General features: G+C 66.7%; 15 protein-coding genes. 7 read left to right on the forward strand and 8 right to left on the reverse strand.

Translation table 11 applies throughout. The annotated features are described in order from the left end of the window. Positions 1-53 precede the first annotated feature (53 nt). From ACG3SL_RS11200 to ACG3SL_RS11215, 4 genes are all read right to left on the reverse strand, one after another. Entirely contained in the window at positions 54-644 is a 591-nt protein-coding gene (locus ACG3SL_RS11200) for an outer membrane protein (protein WP_448661192.1), read from the reverse strand. An 84-nt stretch (positions 645-728) separates the two neighbouring features. Then, complete coding sequence (locus ACG3SL_RS11205) at positions 729-3,041, reverse strand: TonB-dependent receptor (protein WP_448661193.1); 2,313 nt, start codon at positions 3,039-3,041, stop codon at positions 729-731. After that, positions 3,007-3,945, reverse strand: a complete 939-nt coding sequence (locus ACG3SL_RS11210; protein ID WP_448661194.1) for a FecR family protein — start codon at positions 3,943-3,945, stop codon at positions 3,007-3,009. Before ACG3SL_RS11210 ends, ACG3SL_RS11205 begins: the two co-directional genes overlap by 35 nt. A 74-nt stretch (positions 3,946-4,019) precedes the next feature. Further along, the gene (locus tag ACG3SL_RS11215; RefSeq protein ID WP_448661195.1) at positions 4,020-4,541 is read right to left on the reverse strand and encodes an RNA polymerase sigma factor; all 522 of its coding nucleotides are present in this window, start codon (positions 4,539-4,541) and stop codon (positions 4,020-4,022) included. Positions 4,542-4,844: 303 nt separating this feature from the next. On the opposite strand from ACG3SL_RS11215, the gene ACG3SL_RS11220 reads away from it, so the two are divergent. After that, positions 4,845-5,855 carry a hypothetical protein gene (locus ACG3SL_RS11220; RefSeq protein ID WP_448661196.1) on the forward strand — a complete coding sequence of 337 codons (1,011 nt, stop codon included), beginning with the start codon at positions 4,845-4,847 and terminating at the stop codon, positions 5,853-5,855. On the opposite strand, the gene ACG3SL_RS11225 is transcribed toward ACG3SL_RS11220, so the two are convergent. Next, positions 5,837-6,994, reverse strand: a complete 1,158-nt coding sequence (locus ACG3SL_RS11225; protein ID WP_448661198.1) for an MFS transporter — start codon at positions 6,992-6,994, stop codon at positions 5,837-5,839. The two genes, ACG3SL_RS11220 and ACG3SL_RS11225, sit on opposite strands and share 19 nt — an antisense overlap. Positions 6,995-7,212: 218 nt before the next feature. Here ACG3SL_RS11225 and ACG3SL_RS11230 point away from each other — a divergent pair, with 218 nt between their 5' ends. Next, positions 7,213-8,118: a LysR family transcriptional regulator gene (locus tag ACG3SL_RS11230; protein ID WP_448661199.1), complete on the forward strand. Its 906-nt coding sequence runs from the start codon at positions 7,213-7,215 to the stop codon at positions 8,116-8,118. Positions 8,119-8,301: 183 nt separating this feature from the next. On the opposite strand, the gene ACG3SL_RS11235 is transcribed toward ACG3SL_RS11230, so the two are convergent. Further along, the gene (locus ACG3SL_RS11235) at positions 8,302-9,189 is read right to left on the reverse strand and encodes a PhzF family phenazine biosynthesis protein (protein ID WP_448661200.1); all 888 of its coding nucleotides are present in this window, start codon (positions 9,187-9,189) and stop codon (positions 8,302-8,304) included. 66 nt (positions 9,190-9,255) lie between these two features. On the opposite strand from ACG3SL_RS11235, the gene ACG3SL_RS11240 reads away from it, so the two are divergent. After that, complete coding sequence (locus tag ACG3SL_RS11240; protein ID WP_448661201.1) at positions 9,256-9,555, forward strand: ArsR/SmtB family transcription factor; 300 nt, start codon at positions 9,256-9,258, stop codon at positions 9,553-9,555. 159 nt (positions 9,556-9,714) lie between these two features. Here ACG3SL_RS11240 and ACG3SL_RS11245 read toward each other — a convergent pair whose 3' ends face one another. Both ACG3SL_RS11245 and ACG3SL_RS11250 read right to left on the reverse strand, forming a co-directional pair. Then, complete coding sequence (locus ACG3SL_RS11245) at positions 9,715-10,506, reverse strand: ThuA domain-containing protein (protein WP_448661202.1); 792 nt, start codon at positions 10,504-10,506, stop codon at positions 9,715-9,717. 310 nt (positions 10,507-10,816) lie between these two features. Further along, positions 10,817-11,647, reverse strand: a complete 831-nt coding sequence (locus ACG3SL_RS11250; RefSeq protein ID WP_448661203.1) for an AraC family transcriptional regulator — start codon at positions 11,645-11,647, stop codon at positions 10,817-10,819. Between the two features lie 122 nt (positions 11,648-11,769). On the opposite strand from ACG3SL_RS11250, the gene ACG3SL_RS11255 reads away from it, so the two are divergent. The 4 genes from ACG3SL_RS11255 to ACG3SL_RS11270 all read left to right on the forward strand — a co-directional run bounded on the left by ACG3SL_RS11255 (position 11,770) and on the right by ACG3SL_RS11270 (position 14,968). Then, positions 11,770-12,465: an O-methyltransferase gene (locus tag ACG3SL_RS11255; protein ID WP_448661204.1), complete on the forward strand. Its 696-nt coding sequence runs from the start codon at positions 11,770-11,772 to the stop codon at positions 12,463-12,465. Continuing rightward, the gene (locus ACG3SL_RS11260) at positions 12,465-13,211 is read left to right on the forward strand and encodes a siderophore-interacting protein (protein WP_448661205.1); all 747 of its coding nucleotides are present in this window, start codon (positions 12,465-12,467) and stop codon (positions 13,209-13,211) included. Before ACG3SL_RS11255 ends, ACG3SL_RS11260 begins: the two co-directional genes overlap by 1 nt. A gap of 152 nt (positions 13,212-13,363) precedes the next feature. Continuing rightward, positions 13,364-13,876 carry a sigma-70 family RNA polymerase sigma factor gene (locus tag ACG3SL_RS11265; protein WP_448661206.1) on the forward strand — a complete coding sequence of 171 codons (513 nt, stop codon included), beginning with the start codon at positions 13,364-13,366 and terminating at the stop codon, positions 13,874-13,876. Positions 13,877-13,966: 90 nt separating this feature from the next. Further along, positions 13,967-14,968, forward strand: coding sequence for a FecR family protein (locus ACG3SL_RS11270; protein ID WP_448661207.1), 1,002 nt, complete (start codon positions 13,967-13,969; stop codon positions 14,966-14,968). Positions 14,969-15,103: the final 135 nt, after the last annotated feature.

Raw genomic sequence — 15,103 nt, forward strand, 5'->3', positions numbered from 1 at the left:
CCAAGCTGCGGTTCTGAAAATCGAGCCCGCACCGGTCGCACAACCATCAGAAATCAGAACCGAAAGCCAACCCCGATGACGCCCTGGTGCCGATCAAAGCTCCCGGTATAGTTTGAATAGCGATACTCGGCTTTCAGGGTCATGCTGTTGGTCAGGCGGCGCTCGACGCCCGCGCCGACGCGGATGCCGTCGGTGGTCACGCTGCCGGTCTGCGTGAAAGAACCGCTTTGGCCGACCCGGTAATCGTAGCTGCGGCGCGGATTGGTATAGCCGACCTTGGCATAGAGCAGCGTCGCGTCACCGATGACCGTGCCGATCCGGCCGCCGAGATAGAAGTCGCGCCCCGTCGCGACGCACGAACTGTCGTTTCCGCCGGTGGTGTGATGGATCGTGGTGCAGTGGCGGCCCGACGCGCCGGTCACTTCACCCTCGACGCCCACCACCAGATCGTTCGATTGCATGTCATAGCCGACCTGGCCACCATAGACCGCGCCCGCCTTCCAGCCGTCATAATGATTGGCACCCTCGACACCCGCGATGACGGTAACGCTCGGCCCCGCAAAGGGTTTGTCGGGGCCGTCCTGCGCAGCGGCGGACAGCGCGCCGAACAGGGTCAGCATCAGGGAGGCAGCAATCAATCGCATCATGGTTCCTTTGCATTTCCGTTTCGCACTGCCGCATCGACGTGCTCACCGGACGGAACCGCAGTCGGACCGCGAAAAAAAATTCTAGAAGCGCCGCGTCGCCGAGAGTGAAACGCCGCGCGGGCGATAGGGCGTGTAGTGGCGCACCGTGCGCGCGACGAACGGATTGCCGAAGGCGAAGGCGTCCCCGCGCACGTCCAGCAGATTATCGACATCGAGACGCAGTGTCGTGCGGCCCGCTTCCGCGACCAGCCCGAACCGCCCGAGTAACCGGCCCGGCATCCGGCGATCGGGCAAAGTGTCGACGCCCAGCCGCGTCGGCCCGGCGATGTCGACCGCCAGCCTCGGCATCAGCCGCCAGTCCCCCAGTGCCATTTCGCGCGCCAGCGACACGCGCGCGGACAAATCGGGCACAAGCGGCAGATAGGCGGAATTGCCCGCCGCGGCGCTGCGGCGCGGGCGCTGCCAGGTCGCGCCTGCCTCGACATGCCATCCCCCGCCCGCGCGCCAATCGGCGACGCCCTCGACTCCAGGGATCGTCGCCCGCCCGGCATTGTGCGTCGAGATCGACCCGTCGCTTTCGAGACAGTCGGCCTGGATATTGCGCCAGCGCGTGAAGAACAGGTTGGCGTCGAGCCCGAGGCGCCCGTCGAGCAACCGCGTTCGTCCGCCCAGATCGAACGTCCGCACTTCGTCCGCGCCATAGCGGCGCGAGGCAGCGTTGCCGGGGTCCAGCCCGCCGGGGCGAAACGCCGTCGCGAACCGTGCATAGACGAGACTGTCCGGCGCTGCCGCATAGGACAGTGACAGGTTCGGCGTCACCCCGAACAGCGTCTCCGCGCGCGCGGTCAGCGTCTGGAAGCTGAACCGGTCGTCCCGCGTGCTCGCGCGAAAGACTCGCAGCCCCAGCCCGAACCGCCACCGGTTCGTCAGCGCGACCGACCCATCGGCGTAGAGCGCCGTTTCGGTCACCCGGCGATTGGCGGCCAGATAGCGGGTTACGTCCCCATCCTCTGCCAGCCCGACCAGAATGCCGTCGCTGCGCGCCAACAGGAAGGCGGCGCCCGCCACCCAGGTGACGGCGCCCCCCGGCGCCGACGCCAGCCGGATTTCCTGGTCGAACACCCGGTATCCCCGCGTGTTCAGGATCGCGGACGGGACTGCCGGGGCCGCATCGGACGGCACCGCATCGGTCCGGGGGTCGTGATAGCGCTGGCTCTGTCCCTGCTCCGTCAATCCCGTCGCAATCGTCAGGCGCAGCGCTCCCACCGGCCCGCTGACCGATCCCTGATAGATGCGGGTACGCCCGGCATAGGGCTCGGGCGTCGGCACATCGCGCACATAGGCGTCGGGGCGATCGACATAGCGGGTATCGCGCGCATCGACGCTCTGCTGCACCGCGCTGAGATCGGCCATCCAGTCGCCGAACAGCGCCGCGCGCACTGCGATCCGCCCACCGCGCGTCCAGGTCCGGTTGCGGTCGCGGCGTCCGTCCACATCGTCGATCCAGCCCGGATCGACCGCCGCATAGCCCACGATGCGCACCGCCAGCCGGCCAGCGACGAGCGGCAGGTTGACCACCCCCTCCGCCTGCGGCCCGATACCACCGTGCGACACGCTCGCCAGCCCGCCGCCCGCCTGTGCTTCGGTCGCGTCCAGCGACGGTCGGTTGGTGACGATGCGATAGACACCGCCCAGCGCCCCGGTGCCGTAGAGCGGCCCCTGCGGCCCTTTCAGCACTTCCACGCGCGCGACATCGACCAGCCGCAGCCCCGGTTCCGGGCCATCGAAGGTCAGCCGCGCGTCGTCGAGCTGGACGCTGACGGTGGACTGGCTGAACCCGTTGAGCGGGCTGTCGGCGACGCCGCGCAGGAACAGGCGATCGCCTCCCGGACCGGCATTGGTCAGCGTCATGCCGCCGATCGCGCGCGCCACGTCGCCCGTGGTCCGGGCGGCCCCCATCCGGCTGCCGTCCGCGTCCGGGCGATACACCGCCACCGGGCCGGGAATGTCCGACGCCGTCTCCGCCCGCTTGCGCCCGGTCACGACAATCACCGGATCGGGCGGCTCGGGGGTAGCGACCGGCAGCGTTTGCGTCGCCCGGCGACCGATCCGATACGCGCGCGGCCCCACGCGCCGGGCCTCCAGCCCCATCGGGGCCAGCAGGCGCGCCAGCGCCGCGTCCGCCGTCATCCGGCCGCGCAGCCGTGGCACGCCGCCGCGCGGCAAGCCACCGTCGGTCGCGATCGAGATACCCGTCTGCGCGGAAAGCTGGGCAAGCGCCCCTCCCAGGTCGCGCGCGTCGATGTCGATGTGCTGGCGCAGGTCCTGTGCCGCCGCCGGCATGGCGGCGACGACGCCGCTAGCGAGCAGCGCCGTCGCCAAGCCGTATCGCATCGCCATCCTTTCGGGGTTCCAATCCTGTCAGTGCGCTCAGCGCGCCCACCATCGCGGTCCGATCGCCGGTCGCGATCATGCCCGAGAAGCGGCGACCAGCAAGCTGCGGCGCGATCGTCACTGGCTGTCCGCTCGTCCGGGCGATGTCCGCGACGACCAGGCCCAGCGGCACACTGTCATAGACCAGCGTTCCCGCGCGCCAGCGCCCGACCGCGCGGGTGTCGATCTGATGGCGCTCGGCCCGTGTGCTCCCCTCGGTCAGCGTAAGCGCCTGGCCGGCGCCCACCGAAACCGCGTCGCGTATGTCGGGCGCGCGCACCGCAACCGATCCCTCGGCCACCGCCACCCGTATCATGCCGCCTCCGGTAGACACCTCGAAGCGCGTGCCGACGTCGCGGATCGCATAGTCGCCCGCGCGCACCGTCATCGGATGCGCGGCATCGTGGCGCACGTCGAAGAACGCGGCGCCTTCCAACCGGATCGCCTCGGCGCGCGAAGACGGGACGTGCAGCACGCTGCCCGGCGCCAGCGTCGCGGTGGACCCGTCGGGCAAACGCACGGCACGCACCTGCCCCGGCGCGGTGCGGATCGCCACTTCGACTGGCGCGGGTGCGCGCACGGCGTACGGAACCGTAAGGAGTATCGCCGCGACCAGCACCGCCGCCACTGCGCCCCAGCGGGCGATGCGGGGCCAGGATCTGCGCGGCGGCGGCGGCTCGGCCAGCAGCTGCGACAGGATCGGCCCGGCAGCATCGATCCGCTGGTCGAGCCGCGCGATCTCATAAAAGGCATCGCGGTGGCGCGGATCGGCCTCCAGCCATTCGGTGAAGGCGATCCAATCCATATCGTCATGCGCCTGGGCCAGGCGCCAGCGCGCCGCCGCTTCGTCGATTTCCGCGCTCATGCCGACTCCATCGGCGCGATCCTGCAATCGCGCCTTTTCCTGCTCATGTTCAGACGCAGCCGATCCGCCATTCCTCAGTCCTTCATCGCACGGCGGAGATGCGCCATCGCCACGGCGATGTGCTTTTCGACGCCACTGCGGCTGATCCCCAGTTGCGCGGCAATCTCAGCGTGGCTTGCCCCTCCGAACTTGTGCATCCGGAAAGCCCGACCCGCCGCAGGGGGCAACGCGGCAATTGCGGCGGCCAGCTTCTCCGCCTCTTCGCGCGCGATCATCGCATCCTCCGCGCCGGGAGACAGATCCACCGGTTCGACACCCGGCCCGCTATGCGTCGCTGCCCATTGCCCGTCCCGCGCGGCGACGGATCGTCTGGTCCGCATCATGTCGAGCGCGACGTTCTGCGCAGCGCGGTAGATATAGGCGCGCGCGCTGGATATCGGCCCCGTGTCGATCGCCTGCAAGCGCAGCCACAGCTCCTGCAACGCATCCTCCGCCGCCGCCGGATCGCCCAGATGCGCGGTCAGAAAGCGCAACAGCTCTGCGCGGATCGTCGTGTAAACGTGCAGGATACCGGAGGGTTCGGACGAAGCAGACACAGGTTTCTCTTGCGCCGATGCCAAGGGAGCCGAGCGCGGTATCGCCGGTGATAGGGTCGACCGCCCGGCACTACAAGCGATGCTACGCTGCTATAGTCCGGCTGGCCCAAGGCCCGGCCCAACAACCCCGAAGTCGCGCTGCGTGCGCGCGCGCTGGACTATGAAGCCAACGGCGAACGGTCCCCGCCGAACTCGAGCGTGGCGACGATCGACATGCACTGGAGCGGCCCTCGGACAGGCAGTTGCAGTCGCCGCAACACGGGTTACGATCACCGGGCCCGATACCTGGCAGGAGGACATCGAATGTCGATCGTGATTGGCAACAGGCAGTATCGCGTGCCCGATCTATCGGAGCATGCGCGTCTGGTGCTTTCCTGGATAGACGGTGGCTTTCGGTGGTTCGAGTGGGCTGCGCAAAACGCGGGGTCGCGTCATCATTTCGAAGACGAGCGCGCGATGGTGGGTGCCGTCCTGTCCGCCCTCCACGACAGCCGTTTCCTCTTTTTGCCACGTATCGGGCTGTTGGTCGGCCCGGCCAAGCTGATGTCCCTGAGCCTTGCCGACCTGCGGCTGCTGGCCATCGCGGAGGCAAGCGACGAACCGGGCGCGCACATGGGCGGGATCAGGCGAATAGCGACTGCGGAGCATCTCTTCTTCGCCAGCGATTTCGACGCAGCAGACGCGATGCTCGACGCGATGCAGGTCGCGTCCGCTCCCCTGTTCCGAACCCGCAGCCTGATGGACCAGGTCGCGCTGGCGCAATTACGGCTCGATCCCGTTTCGGCTTCGCCCCTTGCAGGCGAGGCTGCCGCCTTCGCGGTTGCGCGGGCCCGCACGGTACGGACGTTCCTGGACCATTTTCGTATCTATCTGGACCTCGCCCTGACCGTTCCAGGCGAGCGACGCGCAGAGACGGCAGACGCGGCCATCGAATCGCTGCTGCAACCGAGCTTTGCAGCGCTTGGAGGGCCACGCGTCGAAGGGTTGGCGGGACCTGGGCAAGCCAAGGCCGCGATCGCCACATGGCTGATGAGCGGTCGTCCCGTCGGTTTTGCTCGCGCATCGCTGGCGATCCAGCAACTCGTCGGCAGTGGCCATTATTCAGGCGACACCGGGCAGCAGGCGGCAGCCCGGATGAACCAGTATCTTGGACGCGCACAGGCGCTACTCGCAGAGACGGAGCTGAGCTTCAGCCACCTTGCCCAGGACGGAATGACTGTGTTCTGTCGGGTTGATGCACAATCGGACGTCGCGGATCTTGAAGTCAGTCCCGAGGGTATCATGACGCTGATCCGCTATCGTCGGACCGACTGAGCCCAAAGGGCGCCCAGTCCCAGAAGCGACGTTGCGGCGCCCGCCATCGCCACGGCCGGGTAGCCAAGCCCGGCGGCGATCACGCCCCCGCCGAGCGCGGCGCCGAATGCGTTGCCGAGGTTGAAGGCGCCGATATTGACTGCGGAGGCCAGGTTCGGCGCTTCCGCCGCCGCCGTCATCACCCGTATCTGCAGCGGCGGGACCAGGGCAAAGCTCGCCACCCCCCACAGGAAGATAAGGACAGCGCTCACGCCGGCATGGCCCATCGACATGGCGAAGGCGACCAGGATCGCCGACAGCGCAGCCAGCGTGATCATCAAGGTGCGATCGACCGACCGATCGGCAAAGCGCCCGCCAAGCCAATTGCCCGCTGTCAGTCCCAGGCCATAGGTCATCAGCATCGCTGTCACGAAGCCCAGCGACGCATGGGTCGCTTCGCGCAGGATCGGCGTGATGTAGGTGAAGACGGTGAACATCGCGCTGGACCCGATCACCGTCAGCGCCAGCGCGCCCAGCACCTGCCGCCGCGTCAGCACGCGCAGCTCGGCGACGACGTTTCCGCCCGAGGGCGCGGGCAGGTTCGGCAAAGTCACGCGAAGGGCGGCCATCGTAAGCACGCCCAATCCGGCGATGCCCCAGAAAGACGCGCGCCACCCCAGATGCTCGCCCGCCCATGTCGCAAGCGGCACGCCCACCACATTGGCGATGGTGAGCCCCATGAACATCGACGCGACCGCGCTCGCCCTGCGCTCGGGCGCAACCAGTCCCGCCGCTACCACCGACCCGACGCCAAAGAAGGCGCCGTGGTTGAACGAAGTGAGCACGCGTGCCGCCAGCAGCATGGCATAGCTGTCCGATACCGCAGCCAGCAGGTTGCCCGCAGTAAATATCCCGGCAAGCCCGATCAGCAGCATCCGGCGCGGCATGCGCCCGGTGGTCAGCGTCATTAGCGGCGCACCGATCATGACCCCCAACGCATAGGCGCTGATCAAAAGCCCGGCGGCGGGGATCGACACTTGCAGGTCGCGCGCGATCACCGGCAACAGGCCCATCGGTGCGAATTCGGTGACACCGATCCCGAACGCGCCGACCGCGAGCGCGAGAAGGCCTAGCCGGTTCTTCAATTCGGTCTCGCTCATGCGTGCCTCCAAGCGCGGCGGGCAACACCCGGCTGCTGCGGATTCGTCTTGGGGGCGCTCGCCCGATTGCGCGCGCCAAAGCTGGGGACGGTCCCGCGCAACCCCGACCGTCGCAATTGCCAATAATCCATGGTGCATCGTTCCATTGCTTGTTCGCGGCCCAGATGGACGGCACGACAAGGTTGGGGTAGCACGCGGGAACGCGAAGGATTTATGCGATGGACGCAAAACTGACCGGTGCCAGCGACCGGGCACATAGCCTGTCGCTGTTTGCAGCGGTGATCGAGCGGGGAAGCTTTTCCGGTGCAGGCCGGCAACTGGGCCTGAGTCCGTCGGCGGTGGCGCGTGCGGTCGATCGTATCGAGACGCGGCTGGGCGTTCGGCTGCTGCTGCGCTCTACGCGCGCGCTCACTCTCACTGTCGAGGGGCACGCATATCTGCAGGCGGCGCGGCGCATACTGGCCGATCTCGACGACGCGGAGCAGCAACTCGCCGATCAAGGCAGTCCGCGCGGTCGGTTGCGCGTCACGGCAGCACTCTCGCATGGACGGCTCTGTGTCGTGCCCCTGCTGGGCGCGTTTGCAACGCTCTATCCCGACATCCTGATCGACATCGCGCTGACCGACACCCTTGTCGATATCGCAGCGGGCCAGGCGGACGTAGCGGTGCGGTTCGGCCCCCTGCCGGACAGCAGCCTCACCGCTCGAAAGCTGGGCGAGAGCCGGCGGGTAATCGTTGCGTCCCCCGACTATCTGGCGCGCCGCGGCACGCCGCAGGTGCCTGAGGATCTGTTCGCGCACAACTGTCTGAATTTCAGCTTCCGCCGATCCGAACCGGTGTGGCCGTTCCGGCGCGAAGGTCAGGATTTCGCCCTGTCGGTGCGGGGCGGATTCGAGGCCAATAATGGCGAGACGCTGGGACAACTCGCCGCGATCGGCGTGGGCATCGCGCGCGTCGGCGCCTTCAGCGTGGCCGAGGAAATCGCGGCCGGGACGCTTGTGCCGCTGCTGGAGGCGTTCAATCCCGGCGATATCGAACAAATCCACGCGGTCTTTGTCGGCGGCCAGAACGTTCCTGCACGGGTCCGTCTCTTCGTCGATTTCCTGGCATCCAACCTTCGATAGGCAAGCGCCGCGCCGACCGCTCCTGCGGCCGCTATCGTCAAAGGGACGCTCGGCATCGCCTCTCCAATTTCATGTCACGACTTCTGCGTCAGGGCCGCCTGTGGACCGGCTGAGGTGGCGCTGCGGTCGCAATCGAGGCCGCTCGTACGAGCGCCGGGAAGCCGATGGTGGAAGCAAGATCCGTCATAGCGTGATCTCCCCTTGCATGACCGGTACGCACGCTCCGTCGAGCGTGGCGACAATGCCCTCCGCACCACGGCGGGCCTCGACACGCAGCAGGCTCGGCCGACCCATCTCCACCCCTTGGTGGATGGTGAACATCGCCGCCTCGCTTCCCGGCTCCAGCGACAGCAGGAGGCAGGCGAGCGGAGCGTTCGCGCTGCCGGTCGCCGGGTCCTCCCAGGTTCCTGCCAGCGGCGCGAACATGCGCGCGCGCAACGTGCGTTCCTGTCGGCAGTAGACATGGACCGAGAAGCGGTTGCCGTCCTGCGGATGCGCCGCAAGCGCCGCCCGGAAAGCATCCAGATCGGGTGAGCAACGCGCCAGCGCGTCATCGGTCACCTCGGCGATCACGTAAGGGTTGCCGTTCGACGCCACGATTGGCGGATGCGTCGTCGTCACCACATCGTCGGCACGCAGCCTCAGGACGCTGGCGATCACCTCGCGTTCCAGCGCCTCTCCCACCGTCAGGGGTTGCGGCGTAGTGATCGCGGCACCGACCGGGTCGCCCGTGGCATTTCGTTCGATCCGGACACGGACCAGGCCGGCCGGTATTTCGAACGCCGCCTCAACAAGATCGGGATGGCGCCCCGCCAGGACGAAGGCAGTTCCGACCATCGGATGCCCGGCAAAGGCCATCTCGGCGGTCCGGTTGAAGATGCGGACCCGCGCCGTATGGGCGGGATCGGCGGGCGGCAGGACGAAGGTGGTCTCGCTAAGATTGAACTCGGCAGCCACGGCCTGCATCGTGGCCGCGTCGAGGGTTTCGCCACCGATCACCACTGCGAGCGGATTACCGCCAAAGCGCGCGGTGGTGAACACATCGACGGTAAAGAACGGGAGTGTAGGCATTGCGCGATCCTGCTGCGAGTCGGCGCATAGTTGACACTCATTTCGTTAATTGGCAAACTCTCGAACATGGAAACCGCAGACCTGTTTCGCGCGCTGGGCAACGAGCGTCGCCTGCAAATCCTGGGCTGGCTTCGCGATCCGACCGCGCACTTTCCTCCGCAACGCGACGGCGACCTGATCGAGGACGGCGTGTGCGGCCTGTTCATTGCCGACAAGCTCGGCGTGAACGCCTCCACACTCAGCGAGCATATGCGCGTGCTTCAAGCCAGCGGGCTGGTGACGGCCAAGCGCATCCGACAATGGACGTTCTATCGTCGTAATGACGAACGGCTGGGCGAGATAGCGTCGATCGCAAGTGAGATCTGACGGGACGGCCATGTTCAGCCACGGCCCGGATTATTACGGCACCTACCTGCACGATCCCGATGGCAACAAGATACACGTCGCGCATCGCGGCGAGGAGGTCACCGGGCAGTAGCTTTCCCAAAAGCTGGCTTGAGGCACAGGGCGCCGCTATGTTGCCGCCTAGCGTGCGGCCCAGCGGATGGCGTTGGTGAGGATGCGCCGATACGTGGGATCGTCATAGACTTCCGGCGAATGTCCGAGCGCCGAATAGAAGACCCGCCCCTTTGTCGAGGGATTGACCCAGATCACGGGATGCACGCCCATCGCCAGCCTGGCACCCGGCCGATAGCTCCCCTCGTCGATCCGCGCGAGCACGGTCATGCCCTTCGCGGCCGGGTTCGAATCGAAGGAATACCATTCGTCGACCAGTGACCAGGGCAGCGTCACGCCAGCCATGGCGGGATGATCCGGCTTGTCGACCAGCACCTGCGCCGACTGGAGATGATCGGCGCCGCCCGGATGTCCGATGAATTTGGTGCCGATCACGGTCTGGACGTACCAGGGGTCGGTATGGCTGTTGTCGCCCGCCGCGTGCAGCGCCACGACACCGCCGCCGCGCGCCACGAACCGGGCAAAGGCCGCACGCTGCTCGGGCGTGAGGAAGTCGCCGCTCGCGCTGTTGAGCACGACGACGGAGAAGTGCCGCAGTTGCTCGTCGTTGAAGACCGCCGCATTCTCGGTGACGAAGCTCGCGCGGCCGAGCCCCTTGGCGATGTCCGCAAGCACGGTGTTCGAGTGCGGGATATGCTCGATGTGCCGCCAGCCATTGGTCTTCGACACGATCAGGACCGCGTGCTGCAATCCCTGGGGCAAGGTGGGTGCGACGGAATCCTGGGTCGGCTTGGGCAGATGCGGGTCCGGCACGGTTTGCGCCATGGTGAACAGCGCCAGTACCGCCAATATCATACGCATCCCGTTCTCTCCCGTCTCGGTCATCGCCGGAGGGCACACCCTGCGGGATGAGAGCCGCTTCGTTCAAGTCCAAAGGCGGTTCGTGCGGCGTTGGAGGATGGATCAGGGGCAGATTACAACGCTTCAATGCGGAGGCAAGCGTGATGCCGCCGACGATCCGCAGCGCGCCCTATGCCCGTCACAGTCCCCGCGTTAGCCATTCCGCCGAACCTTCGATTCCAAGAACGCCCTCTCCGTCTCACCAGCCGTTGCCGTTCAATCGCGCAGCAAGGGCTCTCGAAATCGGCCATATATCGAGCAGCAACCGCAGTCAGTCGTTGTGCCGGTTGGGATTTGCGCCGGCGTGGCGTTCGGCCATGTACCGGCCGGGCGAAGTCCCCAGCGCCTTGCGGAACATCGTCACGAAGCTCGGCACGCTTTCATATCCCAGATCATCCGCGACCTGCTGGATCGAGGCACCGCCCGCAAGCCATTTGACTGCAAAGAGGATGCTGAGCTGTTGTCGCCAGCGGCCGAAGCTCATCCCGGTCTCGCGACGGATGACTCGGGCCAAGGTACGCTCGCTGAGACCAGCGCGCTTCGCCCAGAGATCGACCGTTCCACGATCGGCAGGCGCAGCGATCATGTCTTCGACGGTCCGGCGGAGCCGGGGGTCGCTGGGCATCGGGAGGTGCAGGTGCTCGATCTCGGCTGCGGCCAGCTCGTCGAGCAGCACCGCGAGCAGGCGGGCGTTCGCACCGGTTTCTTCGTAGAGTATCGGCAAATGCGCGGCGCGGGTCAGCAGTTCGCGGAGCAGTGGCGTCACCGATACGGCGCAGCAGCGTGTCGGAAGGCTGGCGCTGAATTCCGGATCGATGAAGGCGCCATACCCCTCCAACGTGCCGCTCACTTTCATCGAATGCAGCGCGTCGCCCGGTATCCACACCGCACTGCGCGGCGGGACGATCCAGAGGCCACCTTCGACCTCACAGCTCAGCGCCCCGCTTTGTACGAGCACGACCTGCCCCTTGCGATGCCGATGCAGGTCGAGTTCGAACCCGCCGAAATCCTTCGCGATGAACCCGTAAGTGACCACTGGCCGGGGGACATCGTCGGGCTCGACCCAATCCGCTTCGCCGCTCAGTTCGGTGAGGATCGGCATCTCGTGCTCTCCGCTTTGATTGGCGCAAATGAATAACAACATGGCCGAGGTTCGCAATGACGCCATGCGCGACGCGTCCTATTGATCGCTAACAGACCAGTCGAGCCGGAAGGGCAAAACCAGTGAATACGTTGGATACGGATATCGTCGCGGACCTGCTCGGCCATTTGCATCAGGCCGCGCACGATGCCGACCACGGCCATTTCGAGCAGGTGATGGCGGAGGTCGAGGCTTCCGGCGCAGGCGTCGAGCAGTGGGCGGCAAAACTGCTGGACGACGAGAAAGCGGGCCTCCGTTCAGTGTATGATGGTTATGCCGAGCATTTCCTGTCGGTCTCACCGGGATATGGGCGGTTCCTCTACGCGATGGCGCGCGCCACAAAGGCTTCGCGGATCGTCGAATTCGGTACGTCCATGGGAATTTCGACGATCTATCTTGCCGCGGCATTGCGCGACAATGGCGGCGGCACGCTGATCGGCAGCGAGTTCGAGGCCGGCAAGGTCACGCGGGCGCGCGAACATCTCGAGGCCGCAGGGCTGGCGGACCTCGTCGATATCCGGGAGGGCGATGCGCGCGAGACGCTCGCGGACATCGCGGGCGAGGTCGACCTGTTGCTTCTCGACGGCGCCTTCTCCCTCTATTTGCCGGTACTGAAGCTGGTCGAACCGCATCTTCGCCCCGGCGCGATCGTGCTGGGGGAGAATGCCTTCGATCCGGAATATCGGGCCTATGTCCGCGATCCCGGCAACGGTTATCTCTCCCAGACGCTCGCAATGGACGCGGAGCGCGGCAACGATTTCACCGTACGGATCGGCTGATGGCGACCATGGAAGCGCCGGCGCCCCGCGCATCGCGGGTTTCGGGCAGGCTCGGTGAGGCCTTGATCCGCCTGATCATGAAGCGCGCCACAGTGACCGCCAACGAGACACTGGCCGACCGTTTCCATCTCATAACCCTTGAGGGGCCGGGCCTCGTGGACGTGGCATGGACGCCGGGGCAAAAAATCCAGATCGCGATGGGCTCGGCATTCGTGGCGCGTACCTATACGCCGATCGCGTGGAATGCCGATACCGGGCGCACCTGCATCCTTGGCTACGCGCACGGCACGGGTCCGGGCAGCGACTGGCTGCGCGCCGCCGTTCCGGGTTCCCATTGCGATATCTTCGGTCCGCGCGCGTCGCTCGACATTGGCCGGCCCGGCGGCCCGCTGGCGATATTCGGGGACGAAACATCGCTCGGGCTCGCCCATGCGATCGAGCAAAGCGCCGATACGGAAGCGGTGGCGGGCTTTTTCGAGGTGGGAGATGTCGAGACCAGCCGGTCGGTCGCGGCGAAACTCGACCTCCAAAGTTGCACGCTTGTCGGCCGGGAGGCGAACGATGCGCACCTGTCCGAGTTCGAATCCAAACTGCCGGGACTTGCCGACGCCGGAGCGACATTCGTGTTGACCGGCAAAGCCGGAACCATTCAGCGCGTACGCCGAACCCTGAAGGCGCTCCAGGTGCCGTCACGTCGGATCCGCACCAAAGCGCATTGGACACCGGGGAAGACCGGTCTCGACTAAGGCTTCGTGTCCGAACGCGGCCCCGGGGATCTCAACATGTGCACAATGGCTTGCCTCGGCAAAGGCTCGGCGGTATTTGCGAGTCGCTCGCAGAAAGCGCGGGCACGTACCCTCCCATGCAGGCGAGCGGGGGCAACACATGGCGGTAAGGCGTGTCCCAGCAGTCCGAGGCTCTTCAACTCTTCCTGTCACACCACGCCGCCCTTCTGCGGCAGGCGAATCGTATCACGCGCGATCGCGCGCAGGCCGAGGATGTGCTTCAGGAAGCATGGCTGCGTTTTCGCGCAGTGCTCGCCGAGCGCCCGATGGACGAACCGCTCGGCTATCTTTCCCGGATCGTGCGCAACCTCGCGCTCGACGGCGCACGCCGCAGCGGTCTGGAGGATCGGCTGTTCCATAATGACGGCAACGCTGAATTGCTGCAGGTGCCGAGCGAAGCGCCCTCGCAGGAGGCAGCCGTCATCTCGGAATCCGAGTTGCGCGTCGTGGAGCAAGCGCTGGCGCTGATGCCCGAACGCATGCGGGTCGCGGTCCGGATGCACCGGGTCGAGGGCATCAAGCTCAAGGCCATCGCGGAGCAGCTCGGGATATCCGTGACCAGCGCCCATGGCCTGGTCGCCGATGGGGTCGCGCGCTGCCGCGCAGCGCTCCGCAACTCGCTATAGGCGAAAAAATCCACACCCGGTTCGTCTAGCAGCTAAGGACCCTTCGAACGTGCGACGGGACGATCGGCCGCGGGCAATAAGGACGCATGCATGAGCAGCCGCGAGGAGGGCGAACCAGGAGAGGTCGACGCCATCGAACAGGCACGCGCTGACCGCGAGGCGACGGATTGGCTGATCCGCCTCGACGAAGAACCGGACGCGCCGACGTTGCGGATCGCCTTTGCGGCCTGGCTCGCAGCCAGTCCCGCCAACGTGCGTGCCTGGAGCGACACCGCGCGCGCGTCGGATGCCATCGCGCTCGCCTTCGCGCCACCTCCCACGGTCGTATCATTCGAGCAGCCGCTCGCCCGGCGACGCGAGCGGCACAGTCTCGCCCGACGCCTGTTCGCGGGCAGCGCGGCTGCCGCGGCCGCGTGCGTTGCGCTCTGGGCCGGACCTAGCCTTCTCACCCATTTGCGGGCCGACCATGTCGCGCCGACCGGCGAAGTCCGGACATTCCACCTCGCCGACGGGACGCTGGTCAAGCTGGCGCCGGGTGCCGCGCTGGCCGTCGATTATGCGGGCGGGCGGCGCCATGTGCGGCTGCTGCAGGGCAATGGATACTTCGACGTCGTGCATGATCCGTCGCGGCCGTTCCAGATCGGCGCATCGGGAACCACCACCACGGTCCTCGGCACGGCCTTCGAGGTGCAGGCGCGAAGCGATGGCGTGGGCGTGGCGGTGCGGCGAGGACGGGTGCGTGTGGCGTGCGATACTGCGGCACCGGTCGCGATCCTGTCGGTCGGCCAGACGGTCGACATGGCGTGCGGCGCGGGCAAGGCATTGCGCACCGACACGCCGCCCGAACGGATCGCAAGCTGGGTCGATGGCCAGTATGTGGCGACCGACCGTCCGATCCGCGACGTCGTCGATGCGCTGCGGCCCTGGTACCGTGGGATCATCATCGCGCGGGGAGAAGGCATGGAGACGCGGCGCGTGACCGGCGTCTATGATCTTCGCCACCCCCAGGACGCGCTTTCCGCGCTTGCTGCCGCCCATGACGCGCGGGTGACGCGGGTCACACCCTGGATGACCATCGTCACCGCCGACTGAGCCCCCTGCCCCCTTCTCGGAAAAAATCTCCGAAAAAACCCGAAGCCGATCCGTTGAGTCAGTACGGATGATGCGAATGCCTCGCAATTGCATCGCTACGGACAAGTAGAAAAAGGGGTCAGCTTGGTGGTTTCG

The organism is Sphingomonas degradans, assembly GCF_053502645.1.